General features: G+C 68.7%; 13 protein-coding genes and 1 pseudogene. 12 read left to right on the top strand and 2 right to left on the bottom strand.

Going from position 1 to position 14,375, the window contains the following annotated elements; all coding sequences use genetic code 11:
- Positions 1 to 50 precede the first annotated feature (50 nt).
- From BW949_RS14945 to lpxB, 5 genes are all read left to right on the top strand, one after another.
- A complete protein-coding gene (locus tag BW949_RS14945) occupies positions 51 to 854 on the top strand; it encodes an OmpH/Skp family outer membrane protein (RefSeq protein WP_076367477.1) in 804 nt (267 codons plus the stop codon).
- Between the two features lie 146 nt (positions 855 to 1,000).
- The gene (gene fabZ / locus BW949_RS14940) at positions 1,001 to 1,474 is read left to right on the top strand and encodes a 3-hydroxyacyl-ACP dehydratase FabZ (RefSeq protein ID WP_076367475.1); all 474 of its coding nucleotides are present in this window, start codon (positions 1,001 to 1,003) and stop codon (positions 1,472 to 1,474) included.
- Positions 1,475 to 1,477: 3 nt separating this feature from the next.
- The gene (gene lpxA / locus BW949_RS14935; protein ID WP_076367473.1) at positions 1,478 to 2,284 is read left to right on the top strand and encodes an acyl-ACP--UDP-N-acetylglucosamine O-acyltransferase; all 807 of its coding nucleotides are present in this window, start codon (positions 1,478 to 1,480) and stop codon (positions 2,282 to 2,284) included.
- Positions 2,281 to 3,069, top strand: a complete 789-nt coding sequence (locus BW949_RS14930) for an LpxI family protein (protein ID WP_076367471.1) — start codon at positions 2,281 to 2,283, stop codon at positions 3,067 to 3,069. Before lpxA ends, BW949_RS14930 begins: the two co-directional genes overlap by 4 nt.
- A complete protein-coding gene (gene lpxB, locus BW949_RS14925) occupies positions 3,066 to 4,226 on the top strand; it encodes a lipid-A-disaccharide synthase (protein WP_076367559.1) in 1,161 nt (386 codons plus the stop codon). Before BW949_RS14930 ends, lpxB begins: the two co-directional genes overlap by 4 nt.
- A gap of 156 nt (positions 4,227 to 4,382) precedes the next feature.
- Here lpxB and mnmA read toward each other — a convergent pair whose 3' ends face one another.
- Positions 4,383 to 5,507: a tRNA 2-thiouridine(34) synthase MnmA gene (gene mnmA, locus BW949_RS14920; protein ID WP_076367469.1), complete on the bottom strand. Its 1,125-nt coding sequence runs from the start codon at positions 5,505 to 5,507 to the stop codon at positions 4,383 to 4,385.
- A gap of 124 nt (positions 5,508 to 5,631) precedes the next feature.
- Here mnmA and sciP point away from each other — a divergent pair, with 124 nt between their 5' ends.
- From sciP to BW949_RS17085, 5 genes and pseudogenes are all read left to right on the top strand, one after another.
- Positions 5,632 to 5,910 (top strand): CtrA inhibitor SciP, encoded by a 279-nt coding sequence (gene sciP / locus BW949_RS14915; RefSeq protein ID WP_076367467.1) that lies wholly within the window; start codon positions 5,632 to 5,634, stop codon positions 5,908 to 5,910.
- Positions 5,911 to 6,004: 94 nt separating this feature from the next.
- Positions 6,005 to 6,724 (top strand): annotated as a pseudogene (ctrA, locus tag BW949_RS14910) (response regulator transcription factor CtrA).
- 60 nt (positions 6,725 to 6,784) lie between these two features.
- Entirely contained in the window at positions 6,785 to 8,911 is a 2,127-nt protein-coding gene (gene ligA, locus BW949_RS14905; protein ID WP_076367465.1) for an NAD-dependent DNA ligase LigA, read from the top strand.
- Positions 8,908 to 10,998 carry an ATP-dependent DNA helicase RecG gene (gene recG / locus BW949_RS14900; RefSeq protein WP_076367463.1) on the top strand — a complete coding sequence of 697 codons (2,091 nt, stop codon included), beginning with the start codon at positions 8,908 to 8,910 and terminating at the stop codon, positions 10,996 to 10,998. The genes ligA and recG overlap by 4 nt, the downstream gene beginning before the upstream one ends.
- A 69-nt stretch (positions 10,999 to 11,067) precedes the next feature.
- Positions 11,068 to 11,217 carry a hypothetical protein gene (locus tag BW949_RS17085; protein WP_159440073.1) on the top strand — a complete coding sequence of 50 codons (150 nt, stop codon included), beginning with the start codon at positions 11,068 to 11,070 and terminating at the stop codon, positions 11,215 to 11,217.
- A gap of 139 nt (positions 11,218 to 11,356) precedes the next feature.
- Here the strand turns inward: BW949_RS17085 and BW949_RS14895 are convergent, their stop codons facing one another.
- Positions 11,357 to 12,760, bottom strand: coding sequence for a methyl-accepting chemotaxis protein (locus BW949_RS14895; RefSeq protein WP_076367461.1), 1,404 nt, complete (start codon positions 12,758 to 12,760; stop codon positions 11,357 to 11,359).
- 149 nt (positions 12,761 to 12,909) lie between these two features.
- Here BW949_RS14895 and BW949_RS14890 point away from each other — a divergent pair, with 149 nt between their 5' ends.
- Together BW949_RS14890 and BW949_RS14885 are read left to right on the top strand one after the other, a co-directional pair.
- The gene (locus BW949_RS14890) at positions 12,910 to 13,407 is read left to right on the top strand and encodes a GNAT family N-acetyltransferase (protein ID WP_076367459.1); all 498 of its coding nucleotides are present in this window, start codon (positions 12,910 to 12,912) and stop codon (positions 13,405 to 13,407) included.
- A gap of 83 nt (positions 13,408 to 13,490) precedes the next feature.
- Positions 13,491 to 14,267, top strand: a complete 777-nt coding sequence (locus BW949_RS14885; RefSeq protein WP_076367457.1) for an EcsC family protein — start codon at positions 13,491 to 13,493, stop codon at positions 14,265 to 14,267.
- Positions 14,268 to 14,375: the final 108 nt, after the last annotated feature.

The raw sequence follows: 14,375 nt of genomic DNA, 5'->3' as shown, positions 1-14,375 counted from the left end.
GCATGACCGGCGTCGGACCTGACAGGGGAAGACCTGGCCGGGCCCACGCGGTGCAGGTCTTGCCGCCGCGGCGCGGCGTTGCGGCGCTGGCGCTGGCGGGGATGGTGCTCGGGGCGGGGGGCGCGCCGGGCCTGGCGCAGGAGCGTCCGCCCGAGGTCGGCCTTGGCTTTGGCGTGCCGCAGGTGACCTCGCCGCTGGGGCGGGCCATTCCGGTGTCGCCGGTGCTGACGGTCGACAGCGACAGGGTCTATGGCGAATCCGCCTGGGGCCGGCGCGTGCTGGCCGAGACCCGCGCGCGGCTGCGCGATCTCGAGGCCGAGAACCAGCGCATCTCGGCGGATCTGGCCGCCGAGGAACGCAGCCTGACCGAACGGCGCGCCGAGATGGCGCCTGAGGAGTTCCGCGCCGCCGCCGACGCCTTTGATGCGCGTGTCGTCGGCATTCGCCGCGCCCAGGAGGCCAAGTCCCGCGATATCGCCCGCCAGGCCGAAGCCGAGCGCGCCGCCTTCATCGAGGCCGCCCTTCCCGCCGTGGGCGAGGTTCTGGCGCGCCGCGGGGCAGTGGTCATCCTGGACCGCAAGCAAGTCTTCGTGGCCACCGATGCAGTCGATGTCACCGACGAACTGATCTCGGCGCTCAACGACCGACTGGGGGACGGCGCCGCTTCTCCGCGCGGGGCCGTGCCAGCCGAGGCTCCGGCACCGGAGCTTGCGCCCGCCGCCCCAGCCGATCCCGCCGCGGACCCGGCGCCGGGTGCGGCGATCCCCGCGCCCGGTGGACCGCTCGATCTGCCGACGGGGGCGGGCGCGACCGGCCAGCCCGACGCGCTTTCGGACGGACCTGACGGGGGCTGAGAGGCGCAGCCGGATCGCGTTGTCCGGCGTCGGCGCGACCCGGCGCCGCGAGGCCCGGCGTCTTGCCAAGCCTCGCCCCGGTTGCTAGCAAGCATCACCGCGCCCGACCGGCGCACGACCAAGTTTCTTGCAGGAAAGACGGGTTCATGACCGAGACCGCGCCGCAGACCGCTGCCATCACCGAAGCCGATCTGGCCCTGATCCAGCGGATCATTCCGCATCGTTATCCGTTCCTGATGATCGACAAGGTGCGCGACATCGTGCTGGGCACCTCGGCGGTGGGCATCAAGAACGTCACCGTCAACGAACCCCATTTCACCGGCCATTTCCCGGCCGAACCGGTCATGCCGGGCGTGCTGATCGTCGAGGCGATGGCCCAGACCGCCGCCATCGTGGTGGGGGTCAGCATGAATGTCATCGACAAGGACATGGTGACCTATTTCATGGGCATCGACGCGTGCAAGTTTCGCCGCAAGGTGGTGCCGGGCGATGTGCTCGAACTGCATGTGACTGCCAAGCGCGGCGGCGGCAAGATCTGGAAATTCGAGGGCCGGGCGATGGTCGGGGACGAGCTGGCCGCGCAGGCCGAGTTCACCGCCATGATGGCCCCGAAGGCCTGAGCCATGAGCGCGCCCGCGATCCACGAGGATGCCGAGGTGCATCGCCTGGCCGAGGTGGCGCCCGGCGCGCGCATCGCCGCAGGGGCCAAGGTGGGGCCCTTCTGCGTGGTCGGCCCAGAGGTCGTTCTCGGCCCCGGCGTCGAGCTGAAATCCCATGTCGTCGTGGCCGGCTGCACCGAGGTCGGCGCGGGCACGGTGATCTTTCCCTTCGCCTCGATCGGCGAGGTGCCCCAGGATCTGAAGTTCCGCGGCGAGAAGACCCGCCTCGTCATCGGGCGCAACAACCGCATCCGCGAGCATGTGACCATGAACCCCGGCACCGAAGGCGGCGGCGGGGTGACCTCGATCGGGGATGATTGCCTGCTGATGGCGGGCGCGCATGTGGCCCATGATTGCCGGCTGGGCGATCGGGTGATCCTGGTCAACCATGCCGCTGTCGCGGGCCATTGCGTGATCGAGGATGACGTGATCGTGGGCGGTCTGTCGGGGGTGCATCAATTCGTGCGCATCGGCCGCGGCGCCATGATCGGGGCGCTCAGCATGGTGACGGCGGATGTGCTGCCGCATGGTCTGGTGCAGGGGCCGCGGGCGGGTCTGGACGGGCTGAACCTGGTCGGGCTCAAGCGCCGCGGCACCGCGCGCGAGGACATCCACGCGCTGCGTGATCTCTATGCCGCGCTTGGCGGCGGACAGATGCGCCAGACCGCGCGCCAGATCGCCGAAAGCCCCGATCCGCGCGCCGCCACCGTGCAGGAGGTGCTGGACTTCATCCTGGGTCCGTCGGACCGCAGCTTCCTGTCGCCGCAATGAGCGCGCTTGCCATCATCGCGGGGGGCGGCACCTTGCCGGAACGGCTCGCCGCGGCCCATCCCGATGCCCTGGTGGCCGAGCTTGAGGGCTTTGGCCGCGGGATCGCGGGCGCCGAGAGCTTTCGTCTGGAACGGCTGGTGCCCTTTCTCGACAGCCTGTGCGAGCGGGGCGTGACGCATGTGGTCTTTGCCGGCGGGCTGCGGCGCCCGCGGCTGGACCCGGCGCTTTTCGACATGCGCACCGCGGCGATGGTGCCGCGGATCGTCACCGCCATGCAGGCCGGCGACGACGCAACCCTGCGCGAGGTGATCGCCATCTTCGAGGATTGGGATCTGGCGGTCGTGGGGGCGGCCGATCTGCTGCCCGATCTCGTGGCCGAACCGGGCGTCCTGGTCGGCACGCCGGGCCCCGAGGCCGAGGCCGACGTGACCCGCGCCGCCCAGATCGTCGAGGCCCTGGGGGCGGTCGATGTGGGGCAGGGTGCCGTGGTCGCGCGCGGGCAATGTCTGGCCGTTGAAACCGTGCCCGGCACCGATGCGATGCTGGCCTTCGTGGCCGCCCATCGCGCGCATTTGCCCGCAGGCGGGGTTCTGTGGAAGGCGCCCAAGCCCGGCCAGGAATTGCGCATCGACATGCCCGCCATCGGTCCGTCCACGGTCGAGGGCGCCCATGCCGCGGGGCTTTCGGGCATTGCCATCGCCGCGGGGGGCGTGATGATCCTTGACCGCGCCGCCACGCTGGCCCGCGCCGAGGCGCTTGGCCTGTGGCTCTGGGCGCGCGCATGAGGGTTTTCGTCATCGCGGGCGAGGCCTCGGGCGACCGGCTCGGCGGGGCCTTGCTGGCGGGGCTGTCCACATTGGCGCCGGGCACCGAGATCGTGGGCATCGGCGGTCCGCAGATGACGGCGCAGGGCCTTGCCAGCCTGTTTCCGATGGACGAGCTGTCGGTGATGGGCCTGTGGGAGGTGCTGCGTCAGTATTCCGCGCTCAAGGCGCGGCTGGATCAGACCGTCGCCGCCGTGCTCGAGACCCGCCCCGATGTCCTGATCACGATCGACAGCCCGGATTTCACCCTGCGCGTGGCGCGCGCGGTGCGGGCCCGGCGCCCCGATCTGCCGGTGGTGCATTACGTGGCGCCGTCGGTCTGGGCCTGGCGGCCGGGCCGGGCGCAGAAGATGGCGCCCGTGGTCGATCACGTCCTGGCGCTGCTGCCGTTCGAGCCGCCCTATATGGAAGCCGCCGGCATGAGCTGCGATTGCGTCGGCCATCCGGTCGTGGCCGAGCCGCAGGCCACCCCCGAGGAGGCCGCCGCCTTCCGCGAGACCTACATGATCGGCCCCGATCAGCCGCTGGCCCTGTGTCTGCCGGGCTCGCGCCGCTCGGAGGTGTCGCGCCTGGCGCCGCGCTTCGACGAGGCGCTGATGCGGCTGCGCGACCGCGAGCCGGGGTTGCGCGTGGTGCTGCCCACGGTGCGGGGCGTGGCGCCGATGGTGCGGGCGATGACGGCGCGCTGGCCGGTGGCGCCGATCGTGCTGGAGGAGGACGCCGACAAGCGCGCGGCCTTTGCCGCGGCGGATCTGGCGCTGGCGGCTTCGGGCACGGTCAGTCTGGAGCTGGCCGCGGCCGGCACGCCGATGGTGATCGCCTATGACATGGCGCCGCTGTCGCGCGCGATCATCCAGCGGATGGTGCGGGTCGAGACGGTCACGCTGGTCAATCTGGTGACCGAGACGCGCACGATCCCCGAATTCATCGGCCGCAATTGCCGCCCCGGCCCGATCTCCAAGGCGCTGGCGGTGCTGCTCAACGACCCCAAGGCCGTGGGTGCGCAGCGCGCCTGCATGGACCGCGCGCTGGATCTGCTGGGGCGGGGCGACGAAGATCCGGGGTTGCGCGCGGCGCGCTCGGTTCTGGGCTTCCTTGCGCGGCGCGCGGCGGGCTGAGACCGGCCCTCAACTGCGTCACGCAAGCGACGGAAAGCCTTTACACTTCTTAAGCCGTTGCGTTCCGTGAATGAGCTTAAGAAAAGTTTACGCCAAAGCGCACGCCGCCCCCCGCACGCCCCCCTTCGCATGGGCGCCGCACCGGGCGGCCCCCGATCACGCCTTGACGATCCAGCCGCCGCCCAGCACGCGGGTGCCTTCGCGGGCATAGAAGACGCAGGCCTGGCCGGGGCTCACGCCCTCTTCGGGGTCGATCAGCTCGACCTCGGCGCGGGTGGGGGCGGTGGCGCGCAAAAGCGCGGGCCGCGGCGGCCGGGTCGAGCGCACGCGCACCCGCACCTCGTGCTCGCCCGCCTGGAAATCGCCGTCGCCCAGCCAGTTGACCTGTTCGACGCGGATGATCCGGGTGGCCAGATCGGCCTTGGGGCCCACGATGACCTGCCGTGTCTCGGGATCAAGGCGCACGACATAGAGCGGCTCGGTCAGGCCGCCGATCCCCAGACCGCGGCGCTGGCCGATGGTGTAATGGATCACCCCGCGGTGGCGGGCCAAAACGCGGCCCGCGGTGTCCACGATCTCGCCCGGTTCGGCCGCACCTGGGCGCAGTTTCTCGATCAGGGCGGCGTAATTGCCGTCGGGGACAAAGCAGATATCCTGGCTGTCGGGCTTGTCCGCCACCGCCAGCCCATAGCGCGCCGCCAGCGCCCGCGTTTCCGCCTTCGACGCCAGCCCGCCCAGAGGAAAGCGCAGGAATTCAAGCTGTTCGCGGGTGGTCGAGAACAGGAAATAGCTCTGGTCGCGGGTGGGATCGGCGGCCGAATGCAGCTCGGCCCCGGCCGGGCCGTCAAAGCGGCGGATGTAATGGCCCGTGGCCATGCAATCGGCCTCGAGATCGCGCGCGGTCTCCAGCAGGTCGCGGAATTTCACCCGCTCATTGCAGCGGATGCAGGGCACGGGCGTCGCGCCGGCCAGATAGGCATCGGCGAATTCCTCGATCACGGCCTCGCGGAAGGTGTTCTCGTAATCCAGCACATAATGCGGAAAGCCCAGCGATTCGGCCACGCGGCGGGCATCGTGGATGTCGCGCCCCGCGCAGCAGGCGCCCTTGCGCGCCAGCGCCGCACCGTGGTCGTAAAGCTGAAGCGTCACCCCCACGACATCATAGCCCTGTTCGTGCAGCTGCGCCGCCACGACCGAACTGTCCACGCCGCCCGACATCGCCACGACGACGCGGGTCTTCGCGGGCGGCTTGGGCAGACCGAGGGAATTCAGCGCGGACATTTCGGCATCCTTTCGGGAAACCTCGGGAATATAGGAAAATGCAAGGCACTCTCAACCCCCGTTTCACCGCTCCTTAAGTCCCGGATGCCATTCTGCCCGTGGTGAAGAAGGAAGGGGTGTCCCTATGTATCTCAAGAAAGTGGATGGGCCGCGCGCCGTGACGCTGCCCGATGGCAGCATCCTGACGCGTGCCGATCTGCCGCCCAAGGAAACGCGACGTTGGGTGGCCAGCCGCAAGGCAACCATCGTAAAAGCCGTGGCGCATGGGCTGATTCCCCTGTCCGAGGTGCTGGAACGCTATGGCCTGAGCGAGGAAGAGTTCGCGCTGTGGGCCGATGCGGTCAAGAAACATGGCGAAGTTGCCCTGAAGGTCACCGCAATCCAGAAATATCGGCAACTTTAGGTTGAATTCCGCCGAATTCATGCGAGAGTAACATCGCGTTAACCATTTGCGGTGAAGCTGATCGTGAACGAGGGATGAATTCGGAGAACTCAGGATGCGGATTCTACTGGTTGAGGATGATCCGACGACGTCGCGCAGCATCGAGCTCATGCTGACGCATGCGAACCTCAACGTCTATTGCACCGACCTTGGCGAAGAGGGAATCGACCTCGCCAAGCTCTATGATTACGATCTGATCCTGCTGGATCTGAATCTGCCGGACATGAACGGCCACGAGGTTCTGCGCCAGCTGCGCATGGCCCGGATCGACACGCCCATCCTGATTCTCTCGGGGGCCGACGACACCGAGAACAAGATCAAGGGCTTCGGCTTCGGCGCCGACGATTACATGACCAAGCCCTTCCACCGCGAAGAACTGGTTGCCCGCATCCACGCCATCATCCGTCGTTCCAAGGGGCATTAGCAGTCGATCATCCGCACCGGCAAGATCTCGGTCAATCTGGACGCCAAGACGGTGGATGTGGACGGCAAGCCCGTGCATCTGACCGGCAAGGAATACCAGATGCTGGAACTGCTCAGCCTGCGCAAGGGCACGACCCTGACCAAGGAGATGTTCCTCAACCATCTCTATGGCGGCATGGACGAGCCCGAGCTCAAGATCATCGACGTGTTCATCTGCAAGCTGCGCAAGAAACTTTCCGAAGTGACGGGCGGCGAGAACTACATCGAGACCGTCTGGGGCCGCGGCTATGTGCTGCGCGATCCCGCGCCGGCCGAACAAACCGACGGACCGCGGCTGGCGCTGCGCGCCTGATCTCTGGACGCGCGGCCCGCCCGGCCTTATCTCGGGCGGGGCAGCGTTCAGGGGGCAGGCATGGCCAAGGATCGGAACCGGGAAGGGCAGGGCGCGGAGATCGAGACCATCCGTGCCGAGATGGCGGATCTTGCCCAACGGCTGGCCGCCGCCAATACCGCCTATCACCGTGACGACGCCCCCGAGATTTCGGATGCGGACTATGACGCGCTGAAACAGCGCCTGATCGCGCTCGAATCCCTCCACCCCGATCTGGCCCAGCCCGACAGCCCGACCGCGCAGGTCGGCGCCGCCCCCGCCGAGGGCTTTTCCAAGGTCACGCATGCCCGGCGCATGCTGTCGCTGGGGAATGCCTTCTCGCGCGATGATGTCGCCGATTTTCTGGATCGGGTGCGGTCTTATCTCGGGCTCTCCGCCGAAACGCCCGTAGCCTGCACCGCCGAGCCCAAGATCGACGGGTTGTCGCTGTCCTTGCGGTATGAGGGCGGGCGCCTTGTCCAGGCCGCCACCCGCGGCGACGGCACAATGGGCGAGAACGTCACCGCCAACGCCCGCACTATCGCCGATATTCCCCAGACCCTTCCCGATGCGCCCGAAATCCTTGAGGTGCGCGGCGAGGTCTACATGTCCCACGCCGATTTCGCAACGCTCAACGCGCGCCAGGCCGAAAGCGGGGGCAAGACCTTTGCCAATCCGCGCAATGCCGCGGCCGGGTCGCTGCGCCAGCTCGATGCGCAGATCACCGCCGCGCGCCCGCTGCGCTTCTTCGCCTATGCCTGGGGCGAGATCAGCGCCCCGCTGGCCGCAAGTCAGATGCAAGCCGTTGCGCGCTTGGGTGAAATGGGCTTTCAGATCAATCCCTTGATGCAGCTTTGCCCGGATCTCGACAGCCTGATCGCCACCTGGGAGGCGATCGAACGTCAGCGCGCCACCTTGGGCTATGACATCGACGGCGTGGTCTACAAGGTTGACGATCTGGCCTTGCAGGCGCGTCTGGGCACGCGCTCGACCACGCCCCGCTGGGCCATCGCGCACAAGTTTCCCGCCCAGACCGCCTGGACCCGGCTGGAACGGATCGAGATCCAGGTCGGGCGGACCGGCGCGCTCAGCCCCGTCGCGCGGCTGCATCCGGTCACCGTGGGCGGCGTCGTGGTCTCGAACGCCACGCTCCACAACGAGGATTACATCGCCGGGCGCGATTCCTCTGGCGCGTCCATCCGCGAGGGGCGCGACATCCGCGAAGGCGATTGGGTCAAGATCTATCGCGCCGGCGACGTGATCCCCAAGATTGCCGATGTGGACCCCACGCGCCGCCCGGATGGGGCGCAACGCTTTGTCTTTCCTGATAAATGTCCCGAATGCGGCTCGGACGCCATCCGCGACGAAGGTGATTCCGTGCGCCGCTGCACCGGCGGGCTGATCTGCCCTGCGCAGGCGGTCGAGAAGCTCAAGCATTTCGTCTCGCGCGCGGCCTTCGACATCGACGGGCTGGGCGCCAAGCAGGTCGAGTCCTTCTTCGCCGACAACTGGATCCGCGAACCGGCCGACATCTTCCGTCTCGAAGAACGCTACGGGAGCGGGCTGCAACAGCTTCGCAACCGCGAGGGTTGGGGGCCGAAATCGGCGGCGAACCTCTTTGCCGCGATCGACGACAAGCGTCGCATCCCCCTGGCGCGTTTCCTGTTCGCGCTGGGGATCCGCCATGTCGGCGAGGCCGCCGCGCAGCTTCTGGCGCGCCACTTCACCACCTGGGCGGCGCTTCTCGAAACCGTCGAGGCGGCGCAGGCGCTCGAGGAGCCCGCCTGGGAGACACTCGTCTCGATCGACGGGATCGGCGCGACCACGGCGCGCTCGCTCGTGGTGTCGCTGACCCATTCGGCGGACCGTCAGGCGGTGGACAACCTTCTGAAATATGTCGAGATTCTTCCCGAAGAACGCCGCATCGACACCGACAGCCCCATCGCCGGGATGACGCTTGTCTTCACCGGCACGCTGGAGCGGATGACCCGCGCCGAAGCCAAGGCCCGCGCCGAAGCCCTGGGCGCCCGCGTCTCGGGCTCGGTCTCGGCCCGCACCGATATCCTGGTGGCGGGCCTTGGCGCGGGGTCCAAGGCGAAGAAGGCCGCCGATCTGGGGGTCCGCGTCATCGACGAAGACGCCTGGATCGCGTTGGTGGAGGGTGCATGAGCGGCCGGCCGGCGGTCCTGTTTCCGCTGTTTGCCGGGCTGGCCTCGCTTCCCGGCGTCGGCCCCAAGACCGCCCGGGCTTTCGAGGCGCTGGGGATCGAGGCGCCGCGCGATCTGCTGTTCCTGTTGCCGCATTCGGTGATCGATCGGCGCCTGCGCCCCGGGGTGACGGGGGCGGCGCCGGGGACGGTGGTGACGCTGGCGGTCGAGGTGCTCGAGCATCTGCCCGCGCGCCGTCGCGGTGCCCCGGCGCGGGTGCGCGTGCATGATGGGCAGGTCGAGATCACGCTGGTCTTCTTTCATGCGCGCCCGGCCTGGCTCGAGGCGCAATTGCCTCTGGGTGAACGGAGAGTAATTTCGGGAAAGCTCGAAGTTTTCGAAGGACGTGCGCAAATCGCGCATCCCGATCATATCTTGCCTCTGGACGCGGCCGGGGATCTGCCGGAGTTCGAGCCGATCTATCCCGCCGGGGCGGGTGTGTCGCCTCGCCAGGTCGCGCGCGCCGCGCAGGAGGCGCTGAGCCGGGTTCCGGATCTGCCCGAATGGATCGACCCGGCGCTCAAGGCGCGGGAAGGGTGGCCGGATTGGACTGCGGCCCTGCGGGGCGCGCATGCGCCGCGCGGGCTTGACGCGTTGGCCGCGCATGCCCCGGCGCGTGCGCGGCTGGCCTATGACGAGTTCTTCGCCCATCAGATGACGCTGGCCCTGGCCCGGGCCAAGGTGCGCCGGAGCCGCGGGCGCAGCACGGTCGGAACTGGAGCTTTGCGCGACAAGGTTCTGAATTCCCTTCCATATCGTCCGACCGGTGCGCAGGAGCGCGCGATGGCCGAGATTGCCGCGGACATGGTCGCGCCGCATCGGATGAACCGCCTGCTGCAAGGCGATGTCGGCGCGGGCAAGACGCTGGTGGCCTTTGGTGCGCTGCTCACGGCGGTCGAGGCAGGCGGGCAGGGCGCGATGATGGCGCCGACCGAGATCCTGGCGCGGCAGCATTTCGACGGGCTGGCGCCCCTGGCGGCGGCGGCGGGCATTCGTCTGGAAATTCTGACGGGACGGGACCGCAAGGCCGAGCGCGCGGCAAAACTGGCCGACCTTGCTGCCGGGCGGATCGAGGTTCTGGTCGGAACCCATGCATTATTTCAGAAAGATGTGGAATTCCAGGATTTACGGCTTGTCATCATTGATGAGCAGCACCGCTTCGGTGTCGCGCAACGCATGGAGCTGGCGCAAAAGGGCGTGGCGGCGGATGTGCTGGTGATGACCGCGACGCCGATCCCGCGGTCGCTGGCGCTTGCGCAATGCGGCGACATGGACATCAGCGTGCTGGACGAGAAACCGCCGGGGCGCAAGCCTGTCCAGACCGCGCTGATCCCCGATGACCGGATCGGCGAGGTCGTGGCCCATCTGGCGCGCGCGATGGCCGAAGGGCGACAAGCCTATTGGGTTTGCCCACTGGTCGAGGAAAGCGAAGTCGTTGATCTGAGCTCGGCCGAGGATCGCTTTGCCCAGCTGCGCAAGGATTTGGGCGAGGGGGTCGTCGGGCTGGTGCATGGTCAGATGGCCGGGCCCGAGAAAGACGCCGCGATGGCCGATTTCGTGGTCGGGAAGACGCGCGTTCTGGTGGCGACCACGGTGATCGAGGTGGGGGTGAACGTGCCCGCGGCCTCGATCATGGTGATCGAGCGCGCCGAGACCTTTGGACTTGCGCAATTGCACCAGCTGCGCGGCCGGGTCGGGCGGGGCGAGGCGGCCTCGACCTGCCTTCTGCTCTATCGCGCGCCGCTGAACGAGACCGGGCGGCGGCGGCTGGCGATCCTGCGCGAGACCGAGGACGGGTTCCGCATCGCCGAGGAAGACCTGGCCATGCGCGGGGCGGGTGACGTGATCGGCACGGCGCAATCGGGGCTGCCGCGGTTTCGCATTGCCGATCTCGAACGCCAGGCCGGGCTGATGGCGATTGCGCAGAAAGATGCGCGCAAGCTGCTGGCCGATGACCCGGAACTTGCGGGGCCGCGCGGGCGGGCGGTGCGCGATTTCCTGTGGCTGATGCGGCAGGACCGGGCGATTGCGCTGATCGGCGTGGGCTAGATGTTCTCAAAAAGTTCTTGCACGCGCGGAAAGGATATGAGAACAAAGTGGCAACAAAAGGGGGGTGCCATGGTCCAGATCCACATTCTTCAACGTTCCCTGAAGCTTGCGCGCACTGCGCTGAGCCTGCCGGCCGACAGCATGTGGCATGACGCGCTGGGGGCGGCCTCTCTCGGGGTCATTCTCGTGGCGGGTCTCAGCCTGGGCGGGCCGCTCTGACCGCCGATCATTTCGTTCACTGCCTCGCGCTTCTTGCCTGATCGTCGCCGGGGAGGTCTGATCCCCGGATCCCGAAGCGCCACCTGGCCGCCGTTCCACACGGCGGCCTTTTTCCTGTTCGGGCACGCCGGGGCGCGGTTCAGAAACGATAGCCCATCCGCAAGCCGCCCCAATGCCGCCCGCGCACATGGATCGGCGCGGACAGATCCTTCATCAGCACGAAATTCCCGCCGCCCATGTCGCGGCGATAGATCTGGATCAGGAAGGGCGCGGTGGATTGCCCCGCGCTCAGCCCCACGCGGTCATCGAAGATCCGCCGGTTTCGGCAATTCGCGGCATTCCAGTCGGGATCGTTGCTCTGGGGTTGGGAGTATTTGCGGTTATGCGTCGGAAGATAGCCGTTTCGGTCGACCGCGGCGCAGAAGACCACGCGCGGATCGAGATCGAGCGCAGGCTCCTGAACCGCTGGCAAGATCGCATCGGTCAGCTTGGTATAGGGGGCCATGACCTGTGCGGGATCGGTGCCCGGGATTTCGGTATAGCGCTGATCGAAGAGGCGCTGCGCGTCGATCCGGCCCTGGTCGATGGCTGCCTCGAAAAGCGCGCCGATCTCCTCGGCCGTCTGCCGGATGAATTCGATCAGGGCGCCGTCGCCATGGGTGCCCCCGGCCAGAACCGCGTTCTGGACCATGCTTTCGCCCAGGCTGACCAGACCGTCGACACGTTCGCGCGCCTCGTGGACGCCATCGGCGGTGGCGCGGGTGGTCTCGGACAGGGCGCGGAAGGCCGGGGCGAATTGATCGTTGGCCGCGCGCACTTCGCCTGCGCGCGCAGCGATGTCGAGGGCAGCCCCGCGCGTGGCCTCGACCGAGGCGGTCATCCGCGTCAGGATCTGATCGGTTTCGGTGGCGCCGGTGATGACCGCGCCGGCATCGACCGAGACGCGCGCGGCCTCGGCGCGCAAGGTCTCGATGCGGTCGCTCAGCCCCGAGATCGCCTGCGAGATCGTGGCCGCGGCGGTGGCGGTCTTGCGCGACAATTCGTTGATGGCCTCGGCCACGACGGCAAAGCCGCGCCCGGCGTCGCCCGCGCGCACGGCTTCGATCTTGGCGTTGATCGCCAGGATGTTGACCTGCGAGGCGATGCCCGCGATTTCGGTGTTCGAGCTTTGCACCGAATCGAGCGTGGCGGCGACATCGGCCATCTTGGTCTCGACCGATTGCACCCAGCCGGCCACGCTGCGCGTATGCGTGCCTGTCTCGCGCAGCACCCGCGCCGAGCCGGTGACCGCGGTCATCGTGTCCTCGGCCGATTGGGCCACAAGATCGACCGCGCTTTGCACCCGTGCATTCGCCGCGGCCACGGCATTGGCGGCGTCGCGCGCGCCGGACAATTCGGCCATCTGGCCATGTGCCGCGCTGTCGAGATCATCGAGAAAGGCGGCAACATCGACGATGTCGCGCCCCAGCGCCTCGGCGTCGCGGACGATGGCGTCGAGATGAAGATCGGTCTTGCCCGGGGCAGGGCCTGGATCGAGGGGCATGGCGATGTCCGACTTGCGTGATGAGCGCCAGTATTACGCGGCAAGGTTGCATGCGGGTTAATGGCATCCGGGGCCTCTTTGCGCCGGCCGCCGCGACATGCTAGGGCGGCGCGAACGAACGCCGAGGGACAGGGGCGAAGGGCGGGGCGATGTACGAACTCAGGACCGAGACCGACGCGGATTGGTGGGAGGTCGAGGCGCTCTATGACCTGTGCTTCGCGCCCGGCCGCACGGCGCTGTCGTCCTATCGGCTGCGCGACGGGGTCGAGAAGGTGGCCGACCTGTCCTTGGTGCTGCGCGACGGCGACGGCACGCTGGCGGCGGTGATCCGCTACTGGCCGGTCCGGGTGGGCGGGGCGCCGACGCTGCTGCTGGGTCCCGTGGCCGTGCACCCGACCCGCCAGGGCGAGGGACTGGGCGCGCTCCTCATCCACGAGAGCCTGGCCGAGGCGCGCAAGCTGGGCTGGGCGCGCGTGCTTCTGGTGGGGGATGCGCCCTATTACGGCCGCTTCGGGTTCACCCGGCTTTCGGGGGTCGAGATGCCCCCGCCCACCAACCCCGACCGCGTGCTGGGCTTCGATCTGGTGCCGGGGGCCTGGGCGGGCGTGACCGGCCGGGTGACGCGCTTCTGCGACGACGCGGGCTGAGGGGCGCCACTGGACGCGGGCGCGCGGGCATCCCATATCAGAAGGCGTCGGGGCCCGGAACGGGCCGTCAGCCGGGGGATGTCATGACCGGAACCGAACTGCGCGAAGCGGTGATCTTCGAACCCATTTCCGACCCCCAGGTGCTGGGCGCGCTCGAGGCGCTGGCCGCGCGGCACCGGGCGGCCTCGGGGCTGGGGATGCAAGTGCTGAGCATGGTGGGGGCCAGCGCCGAAGGGCTGTTGCGGCGGCTGCCGGGGCCGGTGCGCGCGCGGCTCGACCATGCGACCGAGGTCGCCCTGGAGCGCGCCTTTCACGCCGCGGCGGCCTCGCGCGGGTCGATTGCGGATCAATCCGATTGGGTCAACACGGCGCTGGCGACGGCGATGGGCGCGGCGGGGGGCCTTGGCGGTCTGCCCGGCGCGCTGGCGGAATTGCCTTTCACGATCACGGTCCTTCTGCGCGCGATCCAGGGCATCGCCGAGGAACACGGCTTTGATCCCGCCGATCCGGAGGTGCGTCTCGAATGCCTTCAGGTCATGGCTGCGGCGGGGCCCTTGGCGCGCGACGATGGCGCCGATGTGGGGTTCCTGGCGCTCAAGGTCACGCTGACGGGCCAGAGCCTCAACACGATGATCGCGCGCGTGGCGCCGCGGCTGGCGGCGGCGATGGGCCAGAAGCTGGCCGCGCAATCGGCGCCCGTGCTGGGCGCGGTCGCGGGCGCGGCGATCAACTGGACCTTCACCAGCTATTATCAGGAGATCGCGCGGGTCCATTTCGGCCTGCGCCGGCTGGCACGCGATCAGGGGCTGGACGAGGGGCTGATGCGCGAGGAATTGCGCGCCCGCATTCTGGCGCGCTGAGGCCGGGCCGGGCGCGAGGGGCGCAGGACACGGGGCGCGCAAGACACGGGGCGCGCAGGGCATGGGGCGCGCAGGGGCGCCGGCAGCGGCCGAACCCACCCCGGCGGC

The sequence above is a fragment of the Phaeovulum vinaykumarii genome, assembly GCF_900156695.1.
Classification (GTDB): Bacteria; Pseudomonadota; Alphaproteobacteria; order Rhodobacterales; family Rhodobacteraceae; genus Bieblia_A; species Bieblia_A vinaykumarii.
The sequence above is the reverse complement of the archived record's forward strand: the minus strand, read 5'-3'. Positions and strand labels throughout refer to the sequence as shown.

Coding starts and splice junctions, on each gene's coding strand:
- fabZ (WP_076367475.1), top strand. CDS start 1,001: ATGACCGAGACCGCGCCGCAGACCGCTGCCATCACCGAAGCCGATCTG.
- lpxA (WP_076367473.1), top strand. CDS start 1,478: ATGAGCGCGCCCGCGATCCACGAGGATGCCGAGGTGCATCGCCTGGCC.
- BW949_RS14930 (WP_076367471.1), top strand. CDS start 2,281: ATGAGCGCGCTTGCCATCATCGCGGGGGGCGGCACCTTGCCGGAACGG.
- lpxB (WP_076367559.1), top strand. CDS start 3,066: ATGAGGGTTTTCGTCATCGCGGGCGAGGCCTCGGGCGACCGGCTCGGC.
- mnmA (WP_076367469.1), bottom strand. CDS start 5,507: ATGTCCGCGCTGAATTCCCTCGGTCTGCCCAAGCCGCCCGCGAAGACC.
- sciP (WP_076367467.1), top strand. CDS start 5,632: ATGTATCTCAAGAAAGTGGATGGGCCGCGCGCCGTGACGCTGCCCGAT.
- ligA (WP_076367465.1), top strand. CDS start 6,785: ATGGCCAAGGATCGGAACCGGGAAGGGCAGGGCGCGGAGATCGAGACC.
- recG (WP_076367463.1), top strand. CDS start 8,908: ATGAGCGGCCGGCCGGCGGTCCTGTTTCCGCTGTTTGCCGGGCTGGCC.
- BW949_RS17085 (WP_159440073.1), top strand. CDS start 11,068: ATGGTCCAGATCCACATTCTTCAACGTTCCCTGAAGCTTGCGCGCACT.
- BW949_RS14895 (WP_076367461.1), bottom strand. CDS start 12,760: ATGCCCCTCGATCCAGGCCCTGCCCCGGGCAAGACCGATCTTCATCTC.
- BW949_RS14890 (WP_076367459.1), top strand. CDS start 12,910: ATGTACGAACTCAGGACCGAGACCGACGCGGATTGGTGGGAGGTCGAG.
- BW949_RS14885 (WP_076367457.1), top strand. CDS start 13,491: ATGACCGGAACCGAACTGCGCGAAGCGGTGATCTTCGAACCCATTTCC.